Here is a 24,496-nt window from a genome sequence, read left to right as displayed (position 1 = left end):
AAATATATTTAGTTGCACATCTATCTGAACAAGGGGGAAATTTTTTATGCCTTTATCCATAATGCCATTGGATGACTTTTTAGCTTTGACGACAGACGAGCAAGTAGAGAAATTAAAGCAGTGGAAGCTGGATTATAACTTGAAGGATATCAGAGATGCCTGGGGCTTCAAGCATTCCGCTCAATATTACATGCTTCTCAAGAAGCTGCGGATTTATGAGCGCGTGGTTAACAAATCAGACAAATTTTCACCGGAGCAGATGCTGAACTCGCGTACCCCGTCTGACATGTACGCCCCTCCCGTCTATACGGTGATCGATAGAACCGCGCCGGCGGATCAGTTCGGGTATGAGCTGAATGTGACCTTGAGCGGTCCTGAGCTTGCCGACAAGCTGGAGAGGCTGGCTCATTTTCTGAAGGGCGAGAACAAGGAAATTACGGTCAGCTTATCGATAAAAGCAGCATCAAGAGCCGATAATGATTCCCGGCATCCGGACGAGGAAACGCTCGACAGAGGGGAATAAAGATAAAAAATAAACCGAAGCCAGGTAGGGGCTTTGGTTTATTTTTTGGAAAACTATGTCGACAATTGTAATTTTATGGTTCTATTTTGCGTTATTTACCCCGCAGCCTGCCAAGTTCCGAGACAAGGGCCTCGACTTCGCTGATGCTGAACTTGTCTTTGCTGGCAACTACATCATAAATGTCCTTGATATCCTCATAGTAGTCTATTTTGAAATGGGATGCCTGCATAGCGGCTCCGGACGCCATCCGCAGCTTCGTTTTTACCGTTTCTATCATATACTCAACATTTTCTTGCGTCGGTTCGTTCAAGTTTCTCATTGCTACTCTCCTCCCGGAAGACCATAATGGCTGTACGTATTGTATCATGAGATCAGAATGACCGCTACAGGGCGTTTGATGCATCGCCCGGATTTAGGTACAATTAGAGAACCGGTATCTGCCGCGGTATCCGACAAGCTTGGCGGCAGATCATAATCAGGAAAAACCGGGTAAAGCAAGGAAAGGTAAGGTGTGGCTTTCGTGGTCAAGCGTGCCAAATTACGTAAGACTTTCAATGAGGAACAGCCGCACAGGGACAAGGTCGACATTCGGGGAGCAGCCGAGTTTTTTGCGGACATCGCAAAGCGGCATCCCGTTCGCAGCCAGATGGTTTTTGTCTGTATTGGAACAGACCGCTCAACAGGCGACTCCTTTGGTCCATGGGTGGGCACGATGCTGAGCGAACAAGGCTGGCCTTTTGTCATTGGAACACTGGAAAATCCCTGCGACGCCAATCACTACGAGGCGGCTGTAGCGGATATTCCCAGCCATCGGACGGTTGTCGCAATCGATGCGTGCCTAGGGACAATGGATCCGCGATGCCATTATTTGATCGCCCGCGGTCCTCTGCTGCCCGGCAGGGCAGCCGGAAGAAGCCTGCCTCCCATTGGGGATTACAGCCTGGGCTGCATTGTGGCGCCGATGAGTATAAAACCGTATTCGAGCCTTCAGCAGGCCTCGCTTTTCGAGGTTATGGGAATGGCCCGCGCTGTCGCGGAAGCCATCCATGCCGCCTGGAGCGGGGAATCGGCGGGTACTGCAGTTTTGACAGATTATGTCTGAGTTTTTCAGATGAAGATAAATCATTCAACTATATAACGGAGAGGATGGATTACCATGGCGTCTTTGTCATTAGCAAATCATTCCGCTGACCTGCCGGGAGACGTGAAGCTGGGCTATTACGATACAGGAGAAGCGGGGAATCTCCTGCCTGCGGATACAGCTATCGTATTGCTGCACGGATTTTGCGGCAGCTCGGCCTACTGGGAGCCTATCATTCCGAAGCTTGCGGGACTTGGGCGGATTATCGCGCCTGATCTTCGGGGCCACGGAAAAAGCCCGGCTCCGGTCGGGGACATCTACCTGATGGACGACTTCGCCGGGGATCTGCACTCGCTCCTGGAACAACTGGAGGTCAAGCGGATCTGCCTGTTCGGACACTCTCTGGGCGGTTATATATCCTTGGCTTTTGCGGAGCGGCACGCCGAGATGCTTCAATCCTTCAGCCTGGTTCATTCTACCGCCATGGCGGATGGAGAAGCTGCAAGGCAAAACCGTGACAAGGCAGTGCAAACCATTCAGACTGAGGGCATCAGAGCGTTTGCTGAGGGACTCGTCCCCAAACTGTTTGCGCCGAAGCATCGTGAATCCATGGCCGACCGTATTTTGCAGATGATTGAAGTGGGCGCTGCGACTTCCGCTGCAGGCGCTGCGGCTGCGGCAAGAGGGATGAAGGTGCGTGAAGACAAACGCGAATTGCTGGATCAGATGACGATCCCCTGTTTGCTGATCGCAGGCTCCGAAGACGGCGTCATTCCGACTGAAAATACTTTTACGGCTGAAGGGCCGAGTGTCTCCCAGGTTCTGCTGAGCAATTCCGGTCATATGGGAATGATCGAAGAGCCGAATATGATGGGAGACCGCATCTCCGCTTTTATCCGCTTTGTATCTACGCTGTAAGCCTTAATATAGAGGAGAGTGGCCAGCCATGTTTCAAAGGGATTTTTTTATGCGGATGATTGAACAAATGACGGATGTCGCCAGGCAGGTGATGGGTCTGCGCAGAGAAGGCAAGCCGGAGGAAGCGCTGCTGATCATCGACGATATGCTCGACAAGCAGTTTCGGCTCAACGGCAGGCTGATCCGATCCTTATCGGATTCGGATCTGCTCCGCATCATGACGACCAACGGGGTTGTAGAGACGGCGAACCTGCATGCTATTGCTCTATTGATGAAGGAAGAAGCGGATATATACGACGAACAGGGGCTTCCGGAGAAGAGCTATCCCGTAAGGCTCAAAGCGCTGCAGCTCTTTATGCGCCTGTCGCTGCTGGACTCGCCTCCGATGCCGCGGACGCCTTCTGAAGAAGCGTTGGAGCTTCTTCCCAAGCTTGACGCCTACGAATTGCCGGAGGAAACGAAAGCGCTGATATATGAGTGGCATGATGCGGACAAACGATATGATCAGGCGGAGAACATGATGTATGAGCTGCTGGAGGATGGCGCTTTGTCTGCGGAGGAAGCTTTGTCTTTCTATCAAAGACTGCTGCTGCTTCCGGATGAGCTGCTGGAGGCAGGCGGATTGCCGCGTGACGAGGTACAGGATGGACAAAGATCGGTCATGAATCGAGAAGTTGGTTTAGGAGCTGAATAGAAAGTCATGGATAATTGGCAGGAAGATCTGGTCAAATGGGTAGAAAACGGAGAGCTGCTACAGGCTTCATACAGCCAGCTGCGCCGCAAGGACGGGACTGCCCCGCAGAAGACGACAGTGCGTCCCATTGAACTGAAAGGCGCGCTTTTTTATCAGTTTGAATATCACTTTCCTTCCAAGGTCACGCATGATAATGTGCCCCGGGAGGAAGCTGCGAAGCGGATGGGCGAGTGGCTGGAGCAGCATTACCGCCAGGCGCTGTTCAAGACCGCCGGAGCCGATGTTCAAGTGCTGTTCAACAAGAAGGGGAAAGCGGCGAAGCTGGTCAAGCCCCCGACGGCCAAGGCCGGTCAGGAACGGATGGACCATAACCGGACCAAGCAGCGGGTTGTCCGGGAGGGAGATGCCGCGCCTTTCCTCGTGGAGCTGGGCATCATGACCCGGGATGGGCAGGTTATTCCGAAGAAGCAGGACAAGTTCCGTCAAATCAACCGGTTTTTGGAGATGGTGAGCGATGTTTTGCCGTCTTTGCCCGCGGATAGGGAGATCAAAATCGTTGATTTTGGCTGCGGCAAATCCTATTTGACGTTCGCCCTCTACCACTTGCTGGCGATCCGGCAGCAGCGCCGGATTTCGGTGGTGGGGCTCGATTTGAAGGAGGATGTAATCGCCTTCTGCTCCGGGCTTGCGCACAAGCTCGGGTATGACCGGCTGCATTTTCAGGTTGGCGATATCGCGGAGTATAACGACCAGACGGCGGTTGATATGGTGGTTACCCTGCATGCCTGCGATACGGCTACCGATGCGGCGCTTGTCAAGGCCGTGGAATGGGGAGCCTCGGTTATTCTCAGCGTCCCATGCTGCCAGCATGAGCTGTTCAAACAGGTGAAGAATGATGCCCTGGCCCCCTTGTTGTCCCATGGCTTGCTGAAGGAACGGTTCACAGCACTTGCCACAGATGCCGTTCGTGCCCAGCTTTTGGAGGTTCTGGGATACAAGGTGCAGATGCTGGAATTCATTGATCCGGAGCATACGCCCAAAAACATGTTAATTCGTGCTGCTGCAGGTCCCAAATCGGATTCTGCGAAGAAGTGGCGCGAATATGAAACATTCCGGGACATGCTCCAGCTGTCACCCTACCTGGAGAGGGCGCTATTGCCCCGGATTCATAAGGAGCTGGAGACATAAATAGACTCTCATCGTACTGGGGCACTAATTTATTGTCGTATAAATGTAGATTATGGTAGAATGGGAGAGCGTGGCAGGTCCCGGGCCATTTTTCATAATAATCTTATGATTGGGTGAATAATAGTGGGACTGATGACATGGCTTGATTTTGTTTTTTTTGTCGTGCTTTTCATCTTATTTGTCTATGTAATCGCCAACAACGTTATCACTCAACTGCATAGAGTATATTTGTTTTTCCACTTCTCCATGATGATTTGGCCGCTTGGCCAAATCGCAGTCCACACGACAGACAACCCTCATCTTCAGCTCATATGCATCAATGTCTCGTTTGTCGGCTTGTCCATGCTAGGCTTTGGATGGCTGCTCTTCACCAAATATTTGACGAATCACGGATTCGCGCCCAGACCCTACGTGCTTCTGATGATGCTGATTCCGTCTGTATTTGTAGTGGTCGGGATTATCTGGAATCCAAATGACTGGTTCATTGCTGCCGTTGACGGACGTTATGACGACCGGCAGTACGGCTTGATATTCTGGTTGATGATCGTTATGCTGATTTCCTATTTTATGTACTCGATGAAGCTATTGACCCGTGCTTACCAATCGGACGCGCCGCCATCGGACCGTGCGCAGATTGCAAATGCCCTGACCGGTATTGGCGTTTTTGTCTGCTTTACCCTGCTAGATCTATTGCTTAATGTTGTGCTTGCAAAATGGCTTCCCGTCATCCCGGGCTTGACGTCGCTCGGAATTGTAATTGCGGATATTTATTTTGTATTCTCCATTCAAAAGCACCGTATGTTCGATATCGTGAATATCGCTCAAAAAGATGTTGCCGATACACTGTCTGTCGGTATTATTGTGCTGGACGAGCAGAATGTTGTGATTGATCTCAACAGCGTGGTGAGTCCCGTTTTCCAGCTTTCAGTCGGTACAAGGCTCGATATGGACAAGCTTCTGCAGTCAGTGGAAGACCGTGAGAGGACCGAAGCTTTTCTGGAGATGTACCGTCTGCATCCTGAAGAGCGCGTTCATACCGAGATCGAAGTGCCGGAGGAAGGCAGAATGGCCTATATTGCCTTACATGTCGCGCCTATTGTTGTTAAACAGCAAATCATTGGAAGAGTGATCACGCTGCAGGACCATACAGAGCTGAGAAGGCTTATTGAAGAAACCAACCGTCAGAATGAAGCGCTGCAGGAGAGAAACCGTGCGCTGCTTCTTATGCAGGATGAATTGTACCAGGCCAACCGGAAGCTGGAGCAAATGGCCATTATCGATGGCTTGACGGGCTGCTACAACCGGAGATATCTGATGCAGCAGCTGGAGCATGAGGTCATGGTCAACATGCGCTATCAGATTCCTTATGCGATCCTGTTGTTTGATATCGATCTGTTCAAGACGATCAACGACGCATACGGTCATATGGTCGGCGATGATGTTCTCAAGTTGACGGCGGACGTGGTCCGCAGTACGCTCAGACAAACGGATATTTTCGCCCGCTACGGCGGGGAGGAGTTCACGGTCTACTTGCCCCACACCACCAGGCAGCAGGCGGAAGAGCTGGCGCACCGCGTACGGTCGGTTGTTGAGCATAACTTTGTCGATACCGGAGTCGGGAACGCTCCTGTTTCCATTACAATCAGCATAGGCATGCTTGCCGTTGAGCCGCAGCCGGATACTGAATTGAAGGATAGCAAGTCTTATCTGCGCGAGCTGTTCGTCAAGGTGGACAAGGCGCTTTACGAAGCGAAGGAGAACGGCCGCAACCGGATTGTTCAGTATTAGACAAGGCAGGCAGCGTTATGTGCTGTGATGCTCGTTTTGGCTGCAGGGCGGTCGTGCTGACACAGGGCTGAGAGCATGGTCTGCCGGCATGTCGGGCGATTTGGTGCCAATCCTGACAAGCGCAGCGGCATATGCCGCTTTTACCCTTCCGGCGGCAGGCACGCTTTCTGGACGAAGCATGACCGCCTGATGAGCCGTGGACGAATTTATAATGATTTGTCCTGATTCAGATGATAAACTTGATTGAAGCTGTCATTCGCCAGCATCATGAACAATTGCACAAGCTTATACCCTATCGACAGGATTGCAACTCTTTCGTCTCTGTCGGAAGCGCCAACTTTCCCGACCAAGGGAGCGACTTGAATATGCTTGTGCAAATCGCAGACATCAGGATATACGCCGATAAGCAATTACACTAACTGCGTGCTGCCGAACTGGCAGCGATGCAAGCTTGATCAAATATGCAACCGGACTAAAGGCGGGAATGCTCAGATGAGAAAAGTACATATACTTTCGGCGAAGCCTGGAGATAAACTGGCTCGCCCGATCCTGCAGGAAAATGGCAACATTCTTCTGGGTGTCGGTGTCGAGCTGAACGAACGGTTTATCAATCGCCTGAAGATGCTGGGAGTCGATATGCTGTTCGTCGAAGATCCGTTTACCGAGGATCTGGAGCCGGAAACAGCGATCCGCGACGATACGCGCAGAAAAGCCCATGATGCGGTATTCAAAACCATGACCACGCTGAAGGACCATCCTATGACCAAGGGCAGAACCATTGCGCCGGAGATGGGCCGGACGTTCAAGAATGTGTTTGGCCAGATCATGCAGGATCTGGTTACGCGGGACGACGTTATGGTCAGCTTGACGAATATTCAAGTGGCGGATGGCTATCTGTTCCAGCATTCCGTGAATGTGGCTATATTGTCAGGCATAATGGGACTGGCTAAGGGCTATAACCGCAACCAGCTTGAAGAATTGGGCATGGGAGCGCTTCTGTTCGATATCGGGATGACAAGATTGCCCAAGGATCTTCTGAACAAGACCTCCCCGCTGACCCCTGAAGAGCGGGTCCTGATGGAGAAGCATACGGAGGATGGCTTCAATATTATCCGCGCCCAGCACGATATTTCCCTGTTGTCCGCGCATTGTGCTTTTCAGCATCACGAGCGGTACAACGGATCGGGTTATCCGCGTGGGCTAAAGGGGGATGCCATTCATGAATATGCGCAGATTGTGGCATTGGCCGATGTTTATGATGCGTTAACCTCGCCGAGGCCGCACCGCAAGCGTCATACGCCTACGGAAGCCATCGAGTTTTTATTCGCGGCCGGGAACACTTTCTTCGATCTTGATTTGATCCAGACCTTTTGCAAGCATATATCCATTTATCCGGTATCGACAACGGTACTGCTCAGCTCGGGCCAGATTGCGGTTGTGGCTCTGAATAATCCGCTTGCGGTCAACCGCCCGATCGTACGGATCCTTCGCGAGGCGGACGGCACACCTCCTGCCCAGCCCTATCAGATTGACCTTAAGGATTCGCACAGTATCATGATCGTGGAAGAAATGTAAGAATCGCCTGTACCTAACTTCATATATATCCGATAATGGCAAACTTGCCGAAAGGCAAGGACGCAAAGCTAAAGGGTCTAAGGTTCTTGAAAAGGAGCGACTGACAGCCTGGCTGCCGAAATGAACACCCTTCAGCAGGGTGCAAGTCAAGCGGCTCCGAGGCAGAGGAACGGCTTTTTTCATTTCCTTGAACAGGCAATCCCTTATCAAACTCTCAAGACTCGGCCAGGCGATTGCACACTAAGGAGATGGTACTTATGAGCACGAATGCCCGCAGCAAGGAATTATACACGAAAGCAAAGCAAACTTACTCAGATAAGGTATTAATCCACAGCCGGACCGTAGTCGAGAAAGAAGGATATGTCTCAACGGGGATCTTGAGCCATATTGAGGGCGAGATGATGGAGATTGAAATGACGGAATACAAGTCATTTGATCTCGGCAATCCGGTGGAGATGACAATCTACTCTCCGGTCGGGATACAACGTCTGCAGTCGACGGTCATCGGCAAGGCGGAAGGATCTATCGCAGTTATTTTTCCTGTCCGGGCCTTGAGCGGACTGGAAGAGAAACGGGAGTCTCCCCGTGTTCAGATTGACCATAAAGGCACCATGAAGAAGATAATTATTGAAACAAGAGAATTGTCAACAGGGCCGGAAAACTTTGAATTTATTGAAGATATGGAACTGGCCATACGAAATATAAGCTTATCCGGGCTGGGGTTCATTGTTGCCGAGGGGCCGAGGCTCAAGACGCATGAGCGTCTGGAAGCTGTGTTGTCTCTGGGCTTTGAGCTGCCATGCTGGCTGGAGATCATACGCTATGACAGCGATGGAGCCCAATCCTTCTATGGAGCGCGCTTTTGCGATCTGGATGGGCTGCAGCAGCGAGCGCTGCGGGCCTTTATTCTGAGGGAGCAGGTCGCAGCCTATTACCGCAGGAAACAGGAAAAGGCCAGTGACAACCGGACTCATTAACTATAAAAAACAGGTGCACCGCGGCAATCGCGGAGCGCCTGTTTTTTTGTTCAAAGATAAGAAAATAAACTCTTCTTGCTGCTGAGGCAGCAGCTCCATGACACCTGATTTTCAAATCATTCTCAAACATGTTACAATATTTAGAAAATTTAGATATATCGGACAATTAAAAAGTGAAATAGAAGAGGGGATTCAATTGCCAGTCGTTGTTGGTGCCGCCGGGCTGATGTTTACCGGGCTGCTCATTTGGTCCGCATACCAGAATGGAATGTTTTTTGACGCATCCTTTTACAGATGGGAATGGATGCTTATGGCTTCAACCGTTTTGTCCTTGTTTATTACGGCTCGAATGCAAAGACGAAGGATAAGGGGCAGCAGTAGCGGGATCGGTGAATATTTCATATTGAAAAAAAATAAAGGGCCTGCAGAAGAGGCTGTGCGGGCCTCGGTGCCGCTGGCGGCTTATACGCCGCTGCTTATTGCGCTTTTGTTTGGTTTGAGTCTGGTCAACAAACCGGCTTCCGTACATGGAACTCTGGAGCAGGTGCTCAGATGGTCTGCTTACGCAGCTTTCCTCATATCCGGGTATCTGTGGCTGAGAATCGGCCCATTCCGGAGCTGGCTGTTCATGGCGCTTCAGGGTTCCGGCTTGTTCCTCATTGGCGGCGCGCTTGCCGGATGGCTCGGCTGGATAGACGTTCCGGAGATGATCCTGAGTACAGGGGATTCCAGTTTATCCGCAGTCGGTGCCCGGCTGGCCGGCTTCGTTCAGTATCCGAATTTCCTCGGAGCCGTCTCGGGAGCTTATTTGCTGTGGAACTGGCTTCTTTTGATACGTGCAGGCCGTTATCGGACTTTCTTGCTTGCCGTCATGATGGCCACGCCGCTGGTGCTTGTGCTGCTGCTTACGGAATCCAGGGCAGCCTGGCTTACAACGGCTGTCGGATGGCTTGCCGGACTGCTGCTCCTGACCAGGGAGCAGCGGGTCAAATGGCTGGTTTACAGCGGCTGGACGCTTGTTGGGGCGGGGGCAGCCTATCGTATTGTCTTTGCCGCAGGACTGCAAGGCAGTCATGAAGGCGTTGGCCACATGGGGGAAACGCTTGGGCTGCTTGCCATCCTGATGGCATCTGCAGCGGGCTTCACCGCACTTCGCACGGTATTTGCCGGCTTGTCCGGAAGAAAGCTTGAGCTTGCCGCGTGGGGCGGGTTGGGAGCAGCCTGTCTGATTATGGCGCTTCTCCTGCCGGCAGTAATTCAAGGGCGGATAAGCAGCGGCCATTTTCAAACCGCAGGCGCGCGTACGATGTTCTACAAGGATGCATGGAGCCTATTTCTGGAGGCGCCTCTCCTGGGTCAGGGCGGGGATACCTGGCGGATGCTCTTTACCCAAATCCAAACCTACCCGTATATTGGTAACGAAGTGCATAGCGGTTATTTGGATCTGCTGCTTGATCTTGGAATTGTCGGATTAATCGTATTTGCTCTCATGATGTACGGGCTTTTGCGGATAGTTTGGAGGCATGATCGGGCAGGAATCCTCCCTGTCGGCGTACTGCTGGTTCATGCCGCCGTCGATTTTGACATGTCCTTCGGTTACTATTGGCTGCTTCTGTTTAGCTGGCTCGTCTACTACAGTCCGTACCCGGGGGCCGCGCAGAGCGGGCAATCGTTATTTGCTTCTCCTGGCTCCGGGCAGCTTCCGCCAAGATCGGTATCCCTCGGCAAAAGGACAGCTGCGAAGTGGCAGGCTGGCTTCCAATTTACAGCAGTCCTGCTGACCGCTGCCGTTTTTGCTTTTGCTTCCGCGAACAGCTGGCAATTTGACAAGGCTGTGGCGTATCGCGAGGCGGCTGCTTCGGCTGCAGGGAATGAGCAGACTGCGCTGCTGGAACAGGCTTTGGCAGCCAATCCCTATTGGAGCCGGATTCGTGTAGAGCTCTCGCAGCTGGTACCGCCGATTACCGGCGCAAGACAGCTGGAGGCCGGACTGCGCTATGAACCGCAGTCCGTACCGCTGCTCAGCGCCCTTGGTCTTTGCCATGCCAGGCTGGGGAACGTGAAACAAGCAGCAGCCTATCTGCGCCTGGCCCTGCAATATGATCATTATGATCGGGATAACCAGACAGGGGCGATTATGACGATGGCCCGATTGGCCCGGGATAAGCAGGCCGGGGGCCGGCTTGACGATTCCCGTCTTGCCGCAGCTACAGCCCTGGCGTTCTTCGAGGCTTTTGAATCCCAAGGAGCCGCAACCAGACGGGGAGGGCGGGATTTCGAAGTCACTGTGGAATCGCGGAAGGCAGCGGATGATACACGGCTGCTGTTAAGCGAGCTCGCCCGGGCCAGAACCGCTGCACAGACGAAGACGAGCAGTCCGGAGACAGAAAAGATAAACGCGTGATAGAGGCGCTTTAGCCCATTCCCTTAAGCTGCTGCAGCATACGCTGGAGTATGAACTTGATGGGAGTGATCGGCAAATGGCCGCAATATGCGTCAAACCGAAAATGAAAAGACCGGGCAAGGGGAAAATCGTACGCTTGGCAAAGCCCAAAGGTCTGGCTCAAGCAACAGGACCTATCTTCAGCCGGCTGACGGTTGTCTGGGTTCAGGGCAGCGGCGTGCCTTTCAATACGACCGGATTCTTTGCGCGATTGATCCGCAACAACCGGATTGTTTCCACGGCATCCTTTGACCGTTTTGGGGTCGTTCGTTTCAACAACATCAACACGCTGACAAATGTGAGCTACACGCTTCAAGTGTTTAGTCCAATCGGGCTGCTGTTCCGCGTCCGCACGATTCCAGCGCGGGTTGAAACCTTTGCCGTTATTGGCTGAGGTCCGGCCGTGCGCAGCAAAGAGACTGCCCCAAGTCTTCCGAAGACTCCAGGGCAGTCTCTTTATTTTTGCAGAAATTCAACATAGACAGATAATAACTGCTTGTGTTCACGATGCTACCCGGAAGCCATCGCTTCGCTCCAATGATCATACAGCAGCTGCCTGATCTGCAGCATAATACGAGAAGGTCAGCCGCCGAAGGCTTCGCGGAAAGCGGCTTTCAGCTTGGCAGGGGGAATCTCCCACAGCTCCGCGATTTCGGCGCTGACGTTGTCATCCCACCAGTCGGCGAGGATCTTCCGGTTGCTGGCATTCTCGTGAATCCAGGGCAGATTCAGCGCGACTTTTTTGAAATAGATCTTTTCCGCCTGCTCGATGCGTTCCTTGGATATCCAGACGCCGAGTCTTTTGACTGTGCGATACAGCTCATTCTCGCAGGCGCGCCTGATTTTGCGGGCGGTCGGATAACCCGCCTGGTTGCCCGGGGTAGACGATTTCATCGAATAATCGACTCCTCTCTACCCCCTATATATGCATGCCCGTTATGACCTGTCACACGCCATTATTGAATGACGATATAGCCAACCATCGGACCCCCGTGCACCAAGGTGGTGTGTGTGAGGCATATAATCGGATAAGTGCCCTTGGCTTCCGCGGCGAAACGGACCACCGTCGTTTTTCCTTGTGTAACCTCGCCTTTAATGCCAAGCCCTTCGATGACAAAAGGATGCGAGGCCCCGTTGATACCGGTGATGCGCAGCTCAACGTGATCGCCTTTATTCACGATAATGGTGCCGGGATCCCAGCGGTATACTTCTATTTTCTTGCCTTCACCCGTTGTGGACTCAAACTCTCCTGTTACCAGTTCAAAGACCCGGGGCTCCGGCTGCGCGGCCAAAGCGGCTCTGGATTGATTCCATTTGAGACAAGCTGCCGCGATAAAGAGGACGAGCAGCAGAACGGCGAACAGGCGGATCTGCTTTTTGCTGACCACATAAATCTTGGACATATGAAACATTCACCCCCTTTAATTCGTGTAATAGGATTACAGCTAGTCTATGCCAGGGCTTGTCAGAGCATGACTCAGGGCGCTGGAGGCATGTCTGGAAGTATGCTAGAATACCGATAGAAAGATAATTGGCCTGCCAAATCGGGAGACGATAGGAGAAGAGGAATGGACTGGATTCACAATTTCATTGATTCAATGCTTCAATGGATTCAAGGTTTAGGTTATTTTGGTATCGTCATTGGTCTTGCAATTGAAGTTATTCCGAGTGAAATTGTGCTTGCTTACGGCGGTTATTTGGTATCGGATGCTGGCGGACATCAGATTACGTTTCTTGGGGCCGTTATTTTTGGCGTCATCGGCGCTATTGTGCAGCAGTGGATTCTGTATGCGATTGGCCGGTACGCCGGACGTCCTTTCTTCGAGAAATACGGCAAATACATAAAAATCAAACCCAAGCATCTGGATACCGCGGAAGGGTGGTTTAACAAATACGGGTCCGGAATTGTGTTCACCGCAAGATTCGTCCCCATTATGCGTCAAGCCATTTCCATTCCGGCGGGTATGGCGAGGATGAATTTCTGGCTGTTTACACTGCTGACGGCACTTGCTTCGATTCCATGGTCGCTTCTGTTTGTATATCTGGGCTGGAAGCTGGGCGACCAGTGGGAGAACATTGATGAGAAAGCTGCCCCTTATGTCCAGCCGGCACTTCTGATCGCCCTTGCGGTCCTGGTAATTTATGTGATGGTCAAGGTGCTGAAAGGACGCGGCAAGTCCGTTTAGTTTGTAGTTTGGCATGCCGGTTTGGTATAATTAGGCTGCTGGTTAAGAAAGCGGATTAATGTGATGGCCGTGTATCACTAAAAACTCAGCTTATGCTTTCAATATGAGTTTTTAGCTTGCAAGAAGTGAATTCAAGCCGGTTCACTAAAAACTCTTTGGGAGGTTTTTCATCATGGCTAAAAGTGTAGCAAGCAAGCTCAATACGGGGATCAGTCCGCAGCAGTTCATCGATTCAATGGAGAAGAACAAAGAGGCCTTTCTGGATTGGGGCAGCAAGTTTCAATGGGCGAGCGACGAAGACCGGGAGTTTTTTGAATCGCTGAACAACCGTGATGATTTGCGCTGCCTGATCCTGATGGCAGATTGGTGCGGCGATGTGGTCCGCAACGTGCCCGTTGTGTTCAAGGCGCTTGAGAACTCCGGAATCCCGGTCGAAGTGCTTGTGATGGAACAGAATCTGGATACGATGGATGAGTTTCTGACCATGGGCGGGCGCTCCATTCCTGTCGTCATTTTTGCCGATACCGGCGGTCATGTGCTTGGTCAGTGGGGACCGCGTCCAGCTCATGTGCAGGAAGCGATGATTGCGTTCAAACAGGCGAATACGGACCGGGACGCTGCTGATTATCAGGCGAATCTGAGCCTTGCCCGCCAGGAGATGGGCCGCCGCTACGGTGAAGGCACAGGGTACCAACAAACAATCGTACAAGAGCTGCGCCAGCTTCTCGCTTCTTTCTAAGATGCTGAAGATTGAGACTTTTACGCTTGGTCCCCTGCAGACAAACGCTTACCTGATTACAGAGGAGACCGGCAAACGCGGCATTATTATAGATCCTGGCATGAACCCGCAGCGGCTGCTCACGCGCATCAAGGACCTGACAATCGAAGCGATCGTGCTGACACACGCGCATTTCGACCATATGGGCGGCGTCGATGCGGTGCGCAAAGCAGCCGGCTGCCCGGTATATCTGCATGATCTGGAAGCGGACTGGCTGACGGATGCCCGCAAGAACGGCTCCGAGCGCTGGTCGGATGTCACTCCTCCGCTTGTGACCGATCCTGCTGAGTACGCGCTGGCGCAGGGGCAGAAGCTGGAGCTGATCGGCCATACGTTTCTGGTCATGCACACGCCGGGACATTCGCCGGGAAGCGTCAGCCTGCTGTGCGGAGAGCATTTGATCAGCGGCGATGTGCTCTTCCGCAAATCAGTGGGACGAACAGACCTGCCTGGTGGCCGCGAGAGGGATTTGTACGATTCCATCCGCGGCAAATTGTATAAGCTTGATCCGAATGTGCGCGTCTATCCCGGTCACGGAGAGCGGACGACAATCGGATATGAAATGGAAAATAACCCTTACGTGCCGGCCTAGAGCCGCGCAGTAAGGGTTATGCCCTGTTATAAAGGATGGAGGAAGTGTAAAGTGGCAGAAGCAAAGCAGTATGCAAGTCAGCAGGAATTGGAGCAGGAACCGGGCGCCAGGGTGGAGCTGACCAAAGAAGAGCAGGCGGCCGAGCAGGAACGGATTCTGAAACGGATTACCGCAGAGCTCAGCCTGCCGGGCAGCAAGGTGAAGGCGGCTGTGAATTTGCTGGATGAAGGCAATACGATTCCCTTTATTGCCCGCTACCGCAAGGAAATGACCGGCGAGCTGGATGAGACGGAGCTGCGCTCCATCGAGGAGAAGCTGCAGTATATGCGCAACCTTGAGGTGCGCAAGCGCGAGGTAATCCGGCTGATCGACGAGCAGGGGAAGTTAACGGATGAGCTGCGCATCGCCATTGTGGCATCCGTCAAGCTGCAGGAGATTGAGGATTTGTACCGGCCGTACCGTCAAAAGCGCAAGACCCGTGCAAGCGTCGCCAAGGAGCGCGGACTCGAGCCGCTTGCCGTCTGGCTGCTGTCACAGCCGCGCCAGGGGGATCCAAGCCGCGAAGCTGAGCGCTATGTTAATGCCGGGAAGGGCGTATCGACCCCGGAGGAGGCTCTTCAGGGAGCGATGGATATTATCGCGGAGCAGCTTGCCGACGATGCCAAAATCCGTGCATGGGTGCGCAGGTTCACTTTTGAGAACGGTGTAGTGCGTACGGAAGCGAAGGATACTTCGCAGGAGACGGTTTATGAAATGTATTATGCCTATCAGGAGCCCTTGAAGCGGCTTCCTCCGCATCGCACGCTTGCCATCAACCGGGCGGAGCGCGAGGATGTGCTGCGCGTGTCGCTGGACGTGCCGGCGGAGCGGATTATTGATTATATCGACCGTCAAACCATCCGCGGCGGGACAATTCCTGCAATTGGCGGTTTGCTTCTGCAAACGATTCAGGATGCTTATAAAAGGCTGATTGCCCCATCGATCGAGCGTGAAGTCCGCGGCGAATTAACGGAGAAAGCGGAGGAGCATGCGATCCAGATTTTCTCCACCAATCTGCGCAATTTGCTGCTGCAGCCTCCTGTACGGGGAAATGTCGTGCTTGGCGTCGACCCTGCTTTCCGGACAGGCTGCAAGCTTGCGGTTGTGGATGAGACCGGCAAGCTGCTCGAAGTGGCCGTTGCCTATCCGACCGCCCCGCACAACAAGGTAGCGGAAGCGGAGAAGCTGATCGGGGGATTGATCGATACCTACAAAGTCGAGCTTGTCGTCATCGGCAACGGGACGGCTTCCCGCGAGACCGAGCAGTTCATAGCGGGATTGATCGGCAAGCGCAAGGAAGCCGGCAGAGACAAGGAACTGGAGTTGAAATACATAATCGTCAATGAAGCGGGTGCAAGCGTATATTCGGCGTCCAAGCTGGCTGCTGCCGAATTTCCGGATCTGGATGTGGCAGAGCGCAGCGCGGTGTCGATTGCCAGACGTCTTCAGGACCCGCTGGCCGAGCTTGTGAAAATTGAGCCCAAGGCCATCGGCGTCGGGCAGTATCAGCATGATGTGAGCCAGAAGCGGCTTGAGGAGACGCTCGGGGGCGTGGTGGAATCCGCGGTTAACCATGTCGGCGTCGATGTGAACACCGCCTCGCCTTCGCTGCTGTCCTACGTGGCCGGGATCAATGCCACTACAGCGAAGAATATCGTCAAATTCCGCGAGGAAAAAGGAAAATTCAGCGACCGCAAGACACTGCAGAGCGTTCCGCGGCTGGGCGCCAAAACCTACGAGCAGTGCATCGGCTTTATCCGGGTGCCCGAGAGCGCCAATCTGCTTGACCGTACCCCGATTCATCCGGAATCGTACGCGGTTGTCGACAAATTATGCCGGACGCTTGGTCTGAAGCTTGAGGATTTGGGCTCCGACGCGTTTAAAGCGTCTTTAAAGGCCATTGAGACTGAGGGGGTAGCCCAAACCCTGGGAGTAGGCGTTCCGACGCTCAGAGACATTGTAGACAGCCTCTTGAGACCCGGAAGAGACCCAAGGGAGGAGCTTCCTGCTCCGATTTTCCATACAGACGTTCTGAGCATCGAGGATTTGCATCCGGGTATGGAGCTGCACGGAACCGTTCGCAATGTTATCGATTTTGGAGCCTTCGTCGATATCGGGATCAAGAACGACGGGCTCGTCCATATTTCACAGCTTAGCCACAAATTCGTGAAGCATCCCATGGATGTCGTTTCCGTCGGCGATACGGTCACCGTGTGGGTCATCGGCGTTGATCAGAAAAAAGGCCGCGTAAGCCTGACCATGCGCAAGCCGGACTAGCTCAAGGCGGCAATAGAAAGGGTGTTATCTTCAAGCAGTCACGAGTCACTGCCGGAAGATAACACCCTTTTTCATGGATACCAGCGGATACGAAAGCTGTTTCATCCTGTTCTAGAGCATGGCTGCTGCTTGCCTATACCCGGCCGCTTTCTTCAAGATAATGCTATACATCTGTCGCCATATCGTTTGCCGTACTGTCATCCGGCTGCTGCTTGGTCCGGTAGAAATACCAGCAATCGTTAAGCAGACGGATCTGCCGTCTGTCCTTCTTCACGAAAGCACGCATCAATTGGTTGCATAACCATTGCGGCACAGTCATTCGCCCTCCTTCCAAAGCCGTCACTTGTTGTAGTAACTAGCATATGGGGGTAGGCGATTATCCGTGCAGGTCCAATCAAAACTGCATGAATACGGGAGGTTAGACGTCAGCTTCCTCCTCATACCACTGCTCCAGCTGTGCCTGCAGAGCGCGTATTTCCGTGAGGAGGGAGATCAGGGGGTAGGACTTTTCCTGGATGGAGGAAAAATCGCTCTCCAAAGCATTTATATAGTCCAGACCGGAATGCACGGCTAGCGATTGATCGTGAAGCTCCAATTCATCGCATTCGGCAATTGCCAGCGGCAAGGCGGGAACATTGCTGGCGGTCAGCTTGTCGATTTCCTTGTGCAGGCGCAGATTTAGCGCGCTGAGCTGGTAGGCATGCGATTGCGGCATTTCCACAAACGAGACATCTTGTCCATTTTTCATTATAATATAACGCATCTGTGCCATTGAATTATGCTCTCCCCTCGAATGCAGCAGGTGAATACTACTTGACAGTGTAGCGTATTCGTCCTTTAAAATTCAAGTATGAATATGCAATAAATGTTGAAGGAGAAGAGTGATGGAAGATCATATACTTCAAGCATGGGTCGAGAAAATCTCCCTCCAGTATTTTCAGCTTCCGTTCCGGCACAAGGCAACGTTCAACCCGCGTCTGACATCGACCGGCGGGCGGTACTTCACCAAGACCCACCATATCGAAATCAGTCCGCATCAATTGGAGAACTACGGGACGGAAGAGACGGAGAAAATAATCAAGCATGAGCTGTGCCACTATCATCTGCATTTGCTGAAGCGGGGGTACAAGCACCGGGACGCTGACTTCAAGCAGCTTCTGGTGAAGGTTGGTGGGACCCGATTCTGCAAGTCGCTTCCCAGCCGTGCGGACAAGCGGGTGGAGCCGTACCGGTACAAGCTGATCTGCCGCAGCTGCGGCATGGAATATTTGCGGAAAAGGAAAGTGGACCCCCGGAAATATGCCTGTGGAAAATGCAGGGGAAATTTATTAATTTTTATGCTTGACTTCAAAATTGAATCATGATACATTATTTCTTGTCACCAAAAACACTTTCCCTGATAGCTCAGTTGGTAGAGCACTCGACTGTTAATCGAGTTGTCACAGGTTCGAGTCCTGTTCGGGGAGCCATTTCTTTTCTGGAGAGATACCCAAGTGGCTCAAGGGGACCCTCTGCTAAGGGGTTAGACTGCGCAAGTGGTGCGAGGGTTCGAATCCCTCTCTCTCCGCCATATTTTATGAAGACAAGCATGGGCCGTAAGCCGGTCCTTTTTGTTTGCCTCAAGGCGAAATCGGCTGAAAGTCAGTTGTAAATTCTTAAAAAAAAGTACTTGCATGCGGAATTGAAATTGGTTATACTAATTCTTGTCGTCTGAAAGAGGCACATCTGAGCAACATTTTACGGCCCGTTGGTCAAGCGGTTAAGACACCTCCCTTTCACGGAGGTAACAGGGGTTCGATTCCCCTACGGGTCACCATTCGAGCCATTAGCTCAGTTGGTAGAGCACCTGACTTTTAATCAGGGTGTCGAAGGTTCGAGTCCTTCATGGCTCACCATTTTATCTGATATGTTATACAATTGCATATCACTCCGCGGTCGTGGTGGAACGGCAGACACACCATCTTGAGGGGGTGGCGCTCACAAGGCGTGCGGGTTCAAATCCCGCCGACCGCACCAACCTTAAAATCCTTGAATCCCTTGATACATAAGGGGTTTTTATTTTTTTTCTTTATTATAGGAAATTTGTATTACTCTGCTCCAGGGGAGTTGTTGACGGATTGTTGACGGAAATAATTTCTTCTGAATTTTCATCTGGTTGTTGACGTGGATTGAATTGATTGAATTTGTCAGCAGCAACGCGGCTTAATTTCTTTGTTACATGAGCATACAATTCAGTCGTTGTAGAATGTTGTGTATGCCTCAGCCTTTCTTGAATAATACGTGTATCCGTTTCACTCTCCAGCAGCAGTGTTGCGGTCGTATGACGGAGACCATGAAGGGAAAAATATTTTAGTCCCTCTTTACGAATGAATCTCTTCCATTTCTCGGAAGGGTATGAGAAGTAAAACGGTTTTCCCAGCCCACCATGAAATACATATCGTTCAGTCTCTTCCTCCTCCCGCTTACCGCCGGCATTATTACGCTGGATCTCCCATACCTCTTGGAATTCCCTCAATTCATTCATATACCATTCGGGCATGTCCACCATTGCCTTTGAACCTGCCGTTTTAGGTTTGCCTACGATAGCTTTCCCTTCTATAGTTAATGAGATACTTTCGTCAATACGGATAGCGTTGATATCGAAAAATACATCAGATCATTGTAAAGCTGTTAATTCACCTCGTCTAAAGCCTCCGACAATCGCACCAATAAAATACATTCTCCAATTAGTGGGGAGCTGTGTGTAGATCGTATTAATGATTGCTTGCGCCTCCACGGAGCGAATCCCCTTGACGGAAATGATGCGAGGCCACTTGTCTTATTGCCCTGTACTGGAAGTGAGCGCGCTTAAGGGCAGGCCGAAATACGGGTTAACCGGTTCTAACTTCTTTGGTCCTCCACCGTTTGAGGAAATACCAGACTTATCCGTACTGGACGTGGATAAGAGTATTGGTTCTTTGTGGTGCGGATCGTCTCCATTTGGTTCGCCTTACATGGAGCTGGTGGTAACCTATTCAAGCGGATGGGAGCCGATTCCTGATCTTTTATCTGAATTTGTACTTCGATCATTTAGATAGGCTGAGAGTGGGTAAAGTGGCTAATAAAGAAAGGTTAGGCGAGTATATGCTGCCGTCTCAAACGCGAATGGTGTGAGATGGAACAGAAGTAATCGTAAACAAGGGACAGACTTTGGAGCAAGACAACAAGCGCAGGATTTTCGCGTTAGGAGCCGCTGCAATCTTTAATTTCTTGGGCGGCATTGCACTGAAGGATATTAGAAAAGTGCTGGTTGCATGACAGAGGAGTCAAGTAAATAAAGTGTTGGCAAATGAGGAAACCATAGTATTCTAAACACGATTCGACATGTAAATAAGGATATGGACTCTTATAGCCCATAGTAATCTGTGCCATGATCTGGGTAGGCGGTAAAACCAATTAGGGAGGTCCACTTATGAAAATGAAAAAGCTATTGATATCCAGTATAATCGGGGTTAGTCTATTGGCGTCAACGCAGTCAGCTTTTGCAGCAACGTATTCGTCATCTATTGAAACGAATGACATCGGTTATTACTATCACGAAGATGGAGCGAGGAGCATTAAGCTTAATGAATATTTTATGGGGTATATCAGTGGTCCTGATCCGATAACGAAAGTATCTGATTATGGGGATTCCTTTAAATGGACGAACACCACCGATCATGATATTGCAATTGAAGTCTGGCTTTTCTCTCCAATGTATTCCAATCCAAGCGGAAATGATGACGGTTACGATTTATATGTTCGTCCTGATGATAAACGCGACGAATATCGATCACAAGAGAATGGTCCATACAGCTACGCAAAATTTTATGGGTATGAACATGGCGAGCAAATCATAATCAAACCAGGAAGATCTGCGTTTTTCCAAGTTACTTCTGGTTGGAGTAAGAGTTACAGTAAGACAAAGAACTATGTTATTTGGATGAATGAAGTCCCAATCAAAAAATAACGTATCGACAAGATGAGGAAATCAAAAGTAATTAAAAAAAAGGAGGGATCATTGATGGGAATTAAGAAATCACTTCTTGCGATGGCAACAGTTGTATTCGTGCTCATTGGTTCTCAGTCAGTAGCTGCAACACCGGTTACTTCAACTCTTGAAACCACGGACGTTAATACATATCAAATTAAGTTAAATGAATATTTTATGGGATATCTTGATCGTAAATATGATGATGATATATTAATATATACGAACAATACTGATCACGATATTGCCATCACTCCTTGGTTGTACTCTCCATTTGGCTTAAGATATTGGTTCAATATGACTATTCTTCATTATTATGGTTCTGACCCTAACTACAATAATCACTTCTTAGAATTTTCCACCAACAAGGGTCAATATGATTATTATGCGCCAGGTCCAATAACAATCGATAATTCCCCAAGTCCAATAACAATCGCACCTGGCATGCATATAGAATTTGAAATAAACCCAGTAGATTTTCAAATTTGGAGCAAGACGAAGAACTATGTATTTTGGATAAATGAAGTGCCAATCAAAAAATAACGCAATAAAGAACGGGAATGAGTGTTCGTAAGTATAGACCTGTTACTTTTATTCAATCAGCCGAATATGGCGTTTTACGAAATTTGAATGTCTTTGTATAATGCCCTTATCTCTTCTTCCTCTCTAGTAACTAATAACGTATGCACTTAATGCACGAGCGTAGCGTTATGTGCGCGATTTATCCGTTGCTGCATGTGGTGGGTTTAACACACCGCCTGTGTAACTTAATACGTATAAAGGGGTCACTCCATTGCGAGTGGCTTTTTTAATACTTAATAATCAAAGGAGACGATAATATGTTCACTGAAGAAAACGAGCCGGTTAATGAATTGCCGAAGATTGATCTTAAGGCTACGTTAGAGTGCTTGTTCCTCGCTGTGTCCATGCTCGAAGAAGAGCAGAGGGACAAAGTTCTTGCGAAGATGACTGATATCGGAATAGTAGAGTAAAGATGCTTCAGGATTTTTCACACCGGCAGTTGGCTTGCATGGTTGATGAGATTCCAGAGAGGGTTATCGTATCCCGAGATCGGAAAGGAACGACTGTGAGGGAGAAAGAGTATGTATACAACGGACTCTTTTCCCTATCCTCGGCTGTTCAAAACGGTTCGAAGGTAGAGGTGACCGGTAGTTTATATTTCGTCAAGTCCATGCATATCATGGTTGAACCGGATAAATATTGCTCCCTGATTAAGACCAATGCCGTTGTTGTTGTTCAGCGCTACAGCAGGGAGTACGATGACAAATATAATCCCTTTTTCGCTGAAACTCCGCAGTTTCCGAAGTCGATTCGGTACCCTGGACTCGGCGACGAGCGCGGCTCGCAAGCTGTCTCGCTACGGCTTCGTTGCGTCCAATAATGAGAGCGATCTCCGAGAAAGACAAGGCGAATATATCGTGAAGCACGAACGCAACGCGTTCAGCAGGATTCAATTTCTCGAGGACAACGAGCATCGCAAGTCCGACGGATTCAGCCATCAGCGCTTCATGCTCGGCATCGCTTCTGTCTTGATAACCAGTAACCGGTTCAGGTGCGCTAGCCATCACAAGCTCTTCACGCCTCGACTTGCGTGTTCTGGGTACCAAGGTCACTTATATGCTTCGGTTCGGACACATGCCGGAAAATCCGGAAGCTCCACTGCCGCCGGAAAAGAAGGACTGGGTGAATTACGCCGCCTTGAGAATTGGCGATTCCGAACTACAGATTACCGATAATGTTACCGGTACGTTTGTTCAATAAAACAGCAGCAGTCTAGGACTTTATTTTCTCGTCGCTGCGAACAGAACGGCTGGTGGTGACGACTCTGATCCGGGATCTCTCCTTGCAATCTTGCAGTTGATAGATACTCCTGAAACCCTCGTTATTGACTGCGGTCCTGATGTGAATAGCGAAATATTTCGGGGTGCGCTGAAACGGGTGTTTGTTACACCGCTGATAGGTAATCTCGCAACTGTAACACCGTCTTGATTGCCTGAATATGCATATACCCGGTGGCTCGTGGCCAAACTAATCCTATTCGCTTCCGAGGAGGATTCGCCCATATGAACGACCAATTCACCGAACGGCTGACGGCGTCGGAGCTCACCAGCCTATGGCAGCAATATATTTTTGAAAGTTTTGATATATGCATAAAAAAATATGTGCTAGCGCACGTTGAAGATGCCGATGTCCGATCCGTTTACGAATTCGCCATGAGCATTTCCGAGAGAAATCTTGAGAACGCAAAATATTTTTTGAACCGGGAGCAGTATCCGCTGCCGATAGGCTTTACGAATCAAGACGTACATCCGGATGCTCCGAGACTGTTTTCGGACGCCTTCTGGCTCAAATATATCCAGATTATGTCCGCGAACGCCATTACCACCTTCTCGTTGGTGATTACCACGTCTAGCCGCCCCGATATTCGTCATTATTTCTCCCAATGCAGCAGGGACGCGGAGGGGCTGTTCGGCAAGTCAACAGACGTTCTACTGTCCAAAGGGATGCTATCGAAACCGCCTCATATTCCGGCACCCGATCACCAAGAAACGATGAAGCCCGTAGGCCTGATGTCCAAGCTGTTCGGCGAATCCAGACCGCTTAACGGATTCGAAATCACCCATATCTACTACAATCTTCAAAAAACGGAAATCATTGCGGCAATGGCTGTTGGGTTCTACCAGGTCATGCAATCCGAGAAGGTGCGCGACTTCGGGCAAAGATTTTTGAAATATGCGAAAAAACATAGCGAGCTTTTTCAGGAGGTGCTTCAGAAGGATCGCATACCTCTCCCGTCAACGTGGGAATCGGAGGTTACAAACTCCACCGTGCCTCCGTTTTCGGAAAAGCTTATGCTGACACATTTAGTGACGGCGATAAGCTCCGCCATCCAGTATTATGGGACAGCCCTGTCCACTTCGATGAGACCGGACGTGGTTCGCCATTACCTGGCGGTCATCGCCAAAGATATGACGGCCGGGGAGGATGCGCAGCAGATTCTTATCGAGAACGGCTGGCTCGAACAACCCCCGCATTTGCCGGCCAAATCCTGATCCGGGCAGCCGGCGGACGACCGTTTTCATGGCGTCTAGCCTTCGAAATTTTAAGGCCAAGCTCAACAGCTTTCGCCAGTCGTTAACAGAGGTGATCTTGATATCCCCATCTTGAAAATTAAAAGCTGCTTGAACAGTTTATATGTTTTTAAAATGAAAAGCCCGGGGATGTTCCCGGGCTTTCTCTACTGCACCGGCCGCTCGATAGTGAATGCTGTTTTTTTAACCTTCTCTTTTGATGACCAGCACTGCGCTGGCGGTGGTTAGGCCAAATTCACCCCCTTTAATGTGCTAAAATCGCAAGCGATTTATCACCGTGGCTCCATAGGCGACCTCCCTGGAGACCGTTTTTCC

The 24,496-nt window shown here is 50.8% G+C and carries 26 protein-coding genes, 5 tRNA genes, 1 pseudogene and 1 riboswitch; of the genes and pseudogenes, 25 read left to right on the top strand and 7 right to left on the bottom strand.

Annotated elements, in window-relative coordinates:
• The first annotated feature begins 46 nt into the window (after nt 1-46).
• Complete coding sequence (locus AC0YOB_RS22090) at nt 47-523, top strand: hypothetical protein (protein WP_210038297.1); 477 nt, start codon at nt 47-49, stop codon at nt 521-523.
• Nucleotides 524-614: 91 nt separating this feature from the next.
• On the opposite strand, the gene AC0YOB_RS22085 is transcribed toward AC0YOB_RS22090, so the two are convergent.
• Nucleotides 615-842: a DUF1128 domain-containing protein gene (locus AC0YOB_RS22085; RefSeq protein ID WP_475789542.1), complete on the bottom strand. Its 228-nt coding sequence runs from the start codon at nt 840-842 to the stop codon at nt 615-617.
• Between the two features lie 192 nt (nt 843-1,034).
• Here AC0YOB_RS22085 and yyaC point away from each other — a divergent pair, with 192 nt between their 5' ends.
• The 9 genes from yyaC (at nt 1,035) to AC0YOB_RS22040 (ending at nt 11,581) form a co-directional block, all read left to right on the top strand.
• Nucleotides 1,035-1,625, top strand: coding sequence for a spore protease YyaC (gene yyaC / locus AC0YOB_RS22080; RefSeq protein WP_475789543.1), 591 nt, complete (start codon nt 1,035-1,037; stop codon nt 1,623-1,625).
• A gap of 54 nt (nt 1,626-1,679) precedes the next feature.
• Entirely contained in the window at nt 1,680-2,522 is an 843-nt protein-coding gene (locus tag AC0YOB_RS22075; protein WP_475789544.1) for an alpha/beta fold hydrolase, read from the top strand.
• A gap of 28 nt (nt 2,523-2,550) precedes the next feature.
• The gene (locus AC0YOB_RS22070) at nt 2,551-3,216 is read left to right on the top strand and encodes a DUF6483 family protein (protein ID WP_475789545.1); all 666 of its coding nucleotides are present in this window, start codon (nt 2,551-2,553) and stop codon (nt 3,214-3,216) included.
• 6 nt (nt 3,217-3,222) lie between these two features.
• Nucleotides 3,223-4,404, top strand: coding sequence for a class I SAM-dependent methyltransferase (locus AC0YOB_RS22065; protein ID WP_475789546.1), 1,182 nt, complete (start codon nt 3,223-3,225; stop codon nt 4,402-4,404).
• Between the two features lie 132 nt (nt 4,405-4,536).
• Entirely contained in the window at nt 4,537-6,192 is a 1,656-nt protein-coding gene (locus AC0YOB_RS22060; RefSeq protein WP_475789563.1) for a histidine kinase N-terminal 7TM domain-containing diguanylate cyclase, read from the top strand.
• A 492-nt stretch (nt 6,193-6,684) separates the two neighbouring features.
• Entirely contained in the window at nt 6,685-7,767 is a 1,083-nt protein-coding gene (locus AC0YOB_RS22055; protein WP_475794596.1) for an HD-GYP domain-containing protein, read from the top strand.
• A 27-nt stretch (nt 7,768-7,794) separates the two neighbouring features.
• Nucleotides 7,795-7,887: riboswitch (cyclic di-GMP riboswitch) on the top strand.
• A gap of 137 nt (nt 7,888-8,024) precedes the next feature.
• Nucleotides 8,025-8,744, top strand: coding sequence for a PilZ domain-containing protein (locus tag AC0YOB_RS22050; protein WP_475794595.1), 720 nt, complete (start codon nt 8,025-8,027; stop codon nt 8,742-8,744).
• A 196-nt stretch (nt 8,745-8,940) separates the two neighbouring features.
• Complete coding sequence (locus AC0YOB_RS22045; protein WP_475794594.1) at nt 8,941-11,148, top strand: O-antigen ligase family protein; 2,208 nt, start codon at nt 8,941-8,943, stop codon at nt 11,146-11,148.
• 76 nt (nt 11,149-11,224) lie between these two features.
• The gene (locus AC0YOB_RS22040; protein WP_475794593.1) at nt 11,225-11,581 is read left to right on the top strand and encodes a hypothetical protein; all 357 of its coding nucleotides are present in this window, start codon (nt 11,225-11,227) and stop codon (nt 11,579-11,581) included.
• A 188-nt stretch (nt 11,582-11,769) separates the two neighbouring features.
• Here the strand turns inward: AC0YOB_RS22040 and AC0YOB_RS22035 are convergent, their stop codons facing one another.
• Nucleotides 11,770-12,081, bottom strand: coding sequence for a dehydrogenase (locus AC0YOB_RS22035; RefSeq protein WP_475794592.1), 312 nt, complete (start codon nt 12,079-12,081; stop codon nt 11,770-11,772).
• Between the two features lie 62 nt (nt 12,082-12,143).
• Nucleotides 12,144-12,590 carry a cupredoxin domain-containing protein gene (locus tag AC0YOB_RS22030; protein ID WP_210038308.1) on the bottom strand — a complete coding sequence of 149 codons (447 nt, stop codon included), beginning with the start codon at nt 12,588-12,590 and terminating at the stop codon, nt 12,144-12,146.
• A gap of 165 nt (nt 12,591-12,755) precedes the next feature.
• On the opposite strand from AC0YOB_RS22030, the gene uptA reads away from it, so the two are divergent.
• From uptA to AC0YOB_RS22010, 4 genes are all read left to right on the top strand, one after another.
• Complete coding sequence (gene uptA / locus AC0YOB_RS22025) at nt 12,756-13,373, top strand: undecaprenyl phosphate transporter UptA (protein WP_210038309.1); 618 nt, start codon at nt 12,756-12,758, stop codon at nt 13,371-13,373.
• Nucleotides 13,374-13,545: 172 nt separating this feature from the next.
• Entirely contained in the window at nt 13,546-14,112 is a 567-nt protein-coding gene (locus AC0YOB_RS22020) for a thioredoxin family protein (RefSeq protein WP_475794591.1), read from the top strand.
• A gap of 1 nt (nt 14,113) precedes the next feature.
• On the top strand, nt 14,114-14,743 hold the full coding sequence (locus tag AC0YOB_RS22015; RefSeq protein WP_475768925.1) for an MBL fold metallo-hydrolase: 630 nt from the start codon (nt 14,114-14,116) through the stop codon (nt 14,741-14,743).
• Between the two features lie 111 nt (nt 14,744-14,854).
• The gene (locus tag AC0YOB_RS22010) at nt 14,855-17,059 is read left to right on the top strand and encodes a Tex family protein (protein WP_475794760.1); all 2,205 of its coding nucleotides are present in this window, start codon (nt 14,855-14,857) and stop codon (nt 17,057-17,059) included.
• Between the two features lie 163 nt (nt 17,060-17,222).
• On the opposite strand, the gene cmpA is transcribed toward AC0YOB_RS22010, so the two are convergent.
• A complete protein-coding gene (gene cmpA / locus AC0YOB_RS22005) occupies nt 17,223-17,372 on the bottom strand; it encodes a cortex morphogenetic protein CmpA (RefSeq protein WP_475789552.1) in 150 nt (49 codons plus the stop codon).
• A 105-nt stretch (nt 17,373-17,477) separates the two neighbouring features.
• Entirely contained in the window at nt 17,478-17,831 is a 354-nt protein-coding gene (locus AC0YOB_RS22000; protein ID WP_210038313.1) for a hydrolase/acyltransferase, read from the bottom strand.
• A 112-nt stretch (nt 17,832-17,943) separates the two neighbouring features.
• Here AC0YOB_RS22000 and AC0YOB_RS21995 point away from each other — a divergent pair, with 112 nt between their 5' ends.
• The 6 genes from AC0YOB_RS21995 (at nt 17,944) to AC0YOB_RS21970 (ending at nt 19,075) form a co-directional block, all read left to right on the top strand.
• The gene (locus AC0YOB_RS21995; protein WP_475794590.1) at nt 17,944-18,423 is read left to right on the top strand and encodes a SprT family protein; all 480 of its coding nucleotides are present in this window, start codon (nt 17,944-17,946) and stop codon (nt 18,421-18,423) included.
• Between the two features lie 29 nt (nt 18,424-18,452).
• Nucleotides 18,453-18,528: transfer RNA gene (locus AC0YOB_RS21990), tRNA-Asn, on the top strand.
• Between the two features lie 10 nt (nt 18,529-18,538).
• A tRNA-Ser gene (locus AC0YOB_RS21985) sits at nt 18,539-18,629 on the top strand.
• 171 nt (nt 18,630-18,800) lie between these two features.
• Nucleotides 18,801-18,875 (top strand) — tRNA-Glu (locus tag AC0YOB_RS21980).
• 3 nt (nt 18,876-18,878) lie between these two features.
• Nucleotides 18,879-18,954, top strand: a tRNA-Lys gene (locus tag AC0YOB_RS21975).
• A 36-nt stretch (nt 18,955-18,990) separates the two neighbouring features.
• Nucleotides 18,991-19,075: transfer RNA gene (locus tag AC0YOB_RS21970), tRNA-Leu, on the top strand.
• Nucleotides 19,076-19,130: 55 nt separating this feature from the next.
• On the opposite strand, the gene AC0YOB_RS21965 is transcribed toward AC0YOB_RS21970, so the two are convergent.
• On the bottom strand, nt 19,131-19,607 hold the full coding sequence (locus AC0YOB_RS21965) for a tyrosine-type recombinase/integrase (protein ID WP_475794589.1): 477 nt from the start codon (nt 19,605-19,607) through the stop codon (nt 19,131-19,133).
• A 903-nt stretch (nt 19,608-20,510) separates the two neighbouring features.
• On the opposite strand from AC0YOB_RS21965, the gene AC0YOB_RS21960 reads away from it, so the two are divergent.
• The 4 genes from AC0YOB_RS21960 (at nt 20,511) to AC0YOB_RS21945 (ending at nt 22,470) form a co-directional block, all read left to right on the top strand.
• Nucleotides 20,511-21,047, top strand: a complete 537-nt coding sequence (locus AC0YOB_RS21960) for a hypothetical protein (protein WP_475794588.1) — start codon at nt 20,511-20,513, stop codon at nt 21,045-21,047.
• A 54-nt stretch (nt 21,048-21,101) separates the two neighbouring features.
• On the top strand, nt 21,102-21,611 hold the full coding sequence (locus AC0YOB_RS21955; protein ID WP_475794587.1) for a hypothetical protein: 510 nt from the start codon (nt 21,102-21,104) through the stop codon (nt 21,609-21,611).
• A 296-nt stretch (nt 21,612-21,907) separates the two neighbouring features.
• A complete protein-coding gene (locus AC0YOB_RS21950) occupies nt 21,908-22,060 on the top strand; it encodes a hypothetical protein (protein ID WP_475794586.1) in 153 nt (50 codons plus the stop codon).
• Between the two features lie 38 nt (nt 22,061-22,098).
• Nucleotides 22,099-22,470, top strand: a complete 372-nt coding sequence (locus AC0YOB_RS21945) for a hypothetical protein (protein WP_475794764.1) — start codon at nt 22,099-22,101, stop codon at nt 22,468-22,470.
• A 4-nt stretch (nt 22,471-22,474) separates the two neighbouring features.
• Here the strand turns inward: AC0YOB_RS21945 and AC0YOB_RS21940 are convergent.
• Nucleotides 22,475-22,564: pseudogene (locus AC0YOB_RS21940) on the bottom strand (sigma factor-like helix-turn-helix DNA-binding protein); the annotation flags it as partial.
• A gap of 588 nt (nt 22,565-23,152) precedes the next feature.
• Here AC0YOB_RS21940 and AC0YOB_RS21935 point away from each other — a divergent pair.
• A complete protein-coding gene (locus tag AC0YOB_RS21935) occupies nt 23,153-24,142 on the top strand; it encodes a DUF3231 family protein (RefSeq protein WP_475794585.1) in 990 nt (329 codons plus the stop codon).
• The last annotated feature ends 354 nt before the right edge of the window (nt 24,143-24,496 follow it).

This window comes from Paenibacillus sp. JT31N17, from assembly GCF_056269255.1.
This window is presented reverse-complemented; position numbering and strand designations above follow the sequence as displayed.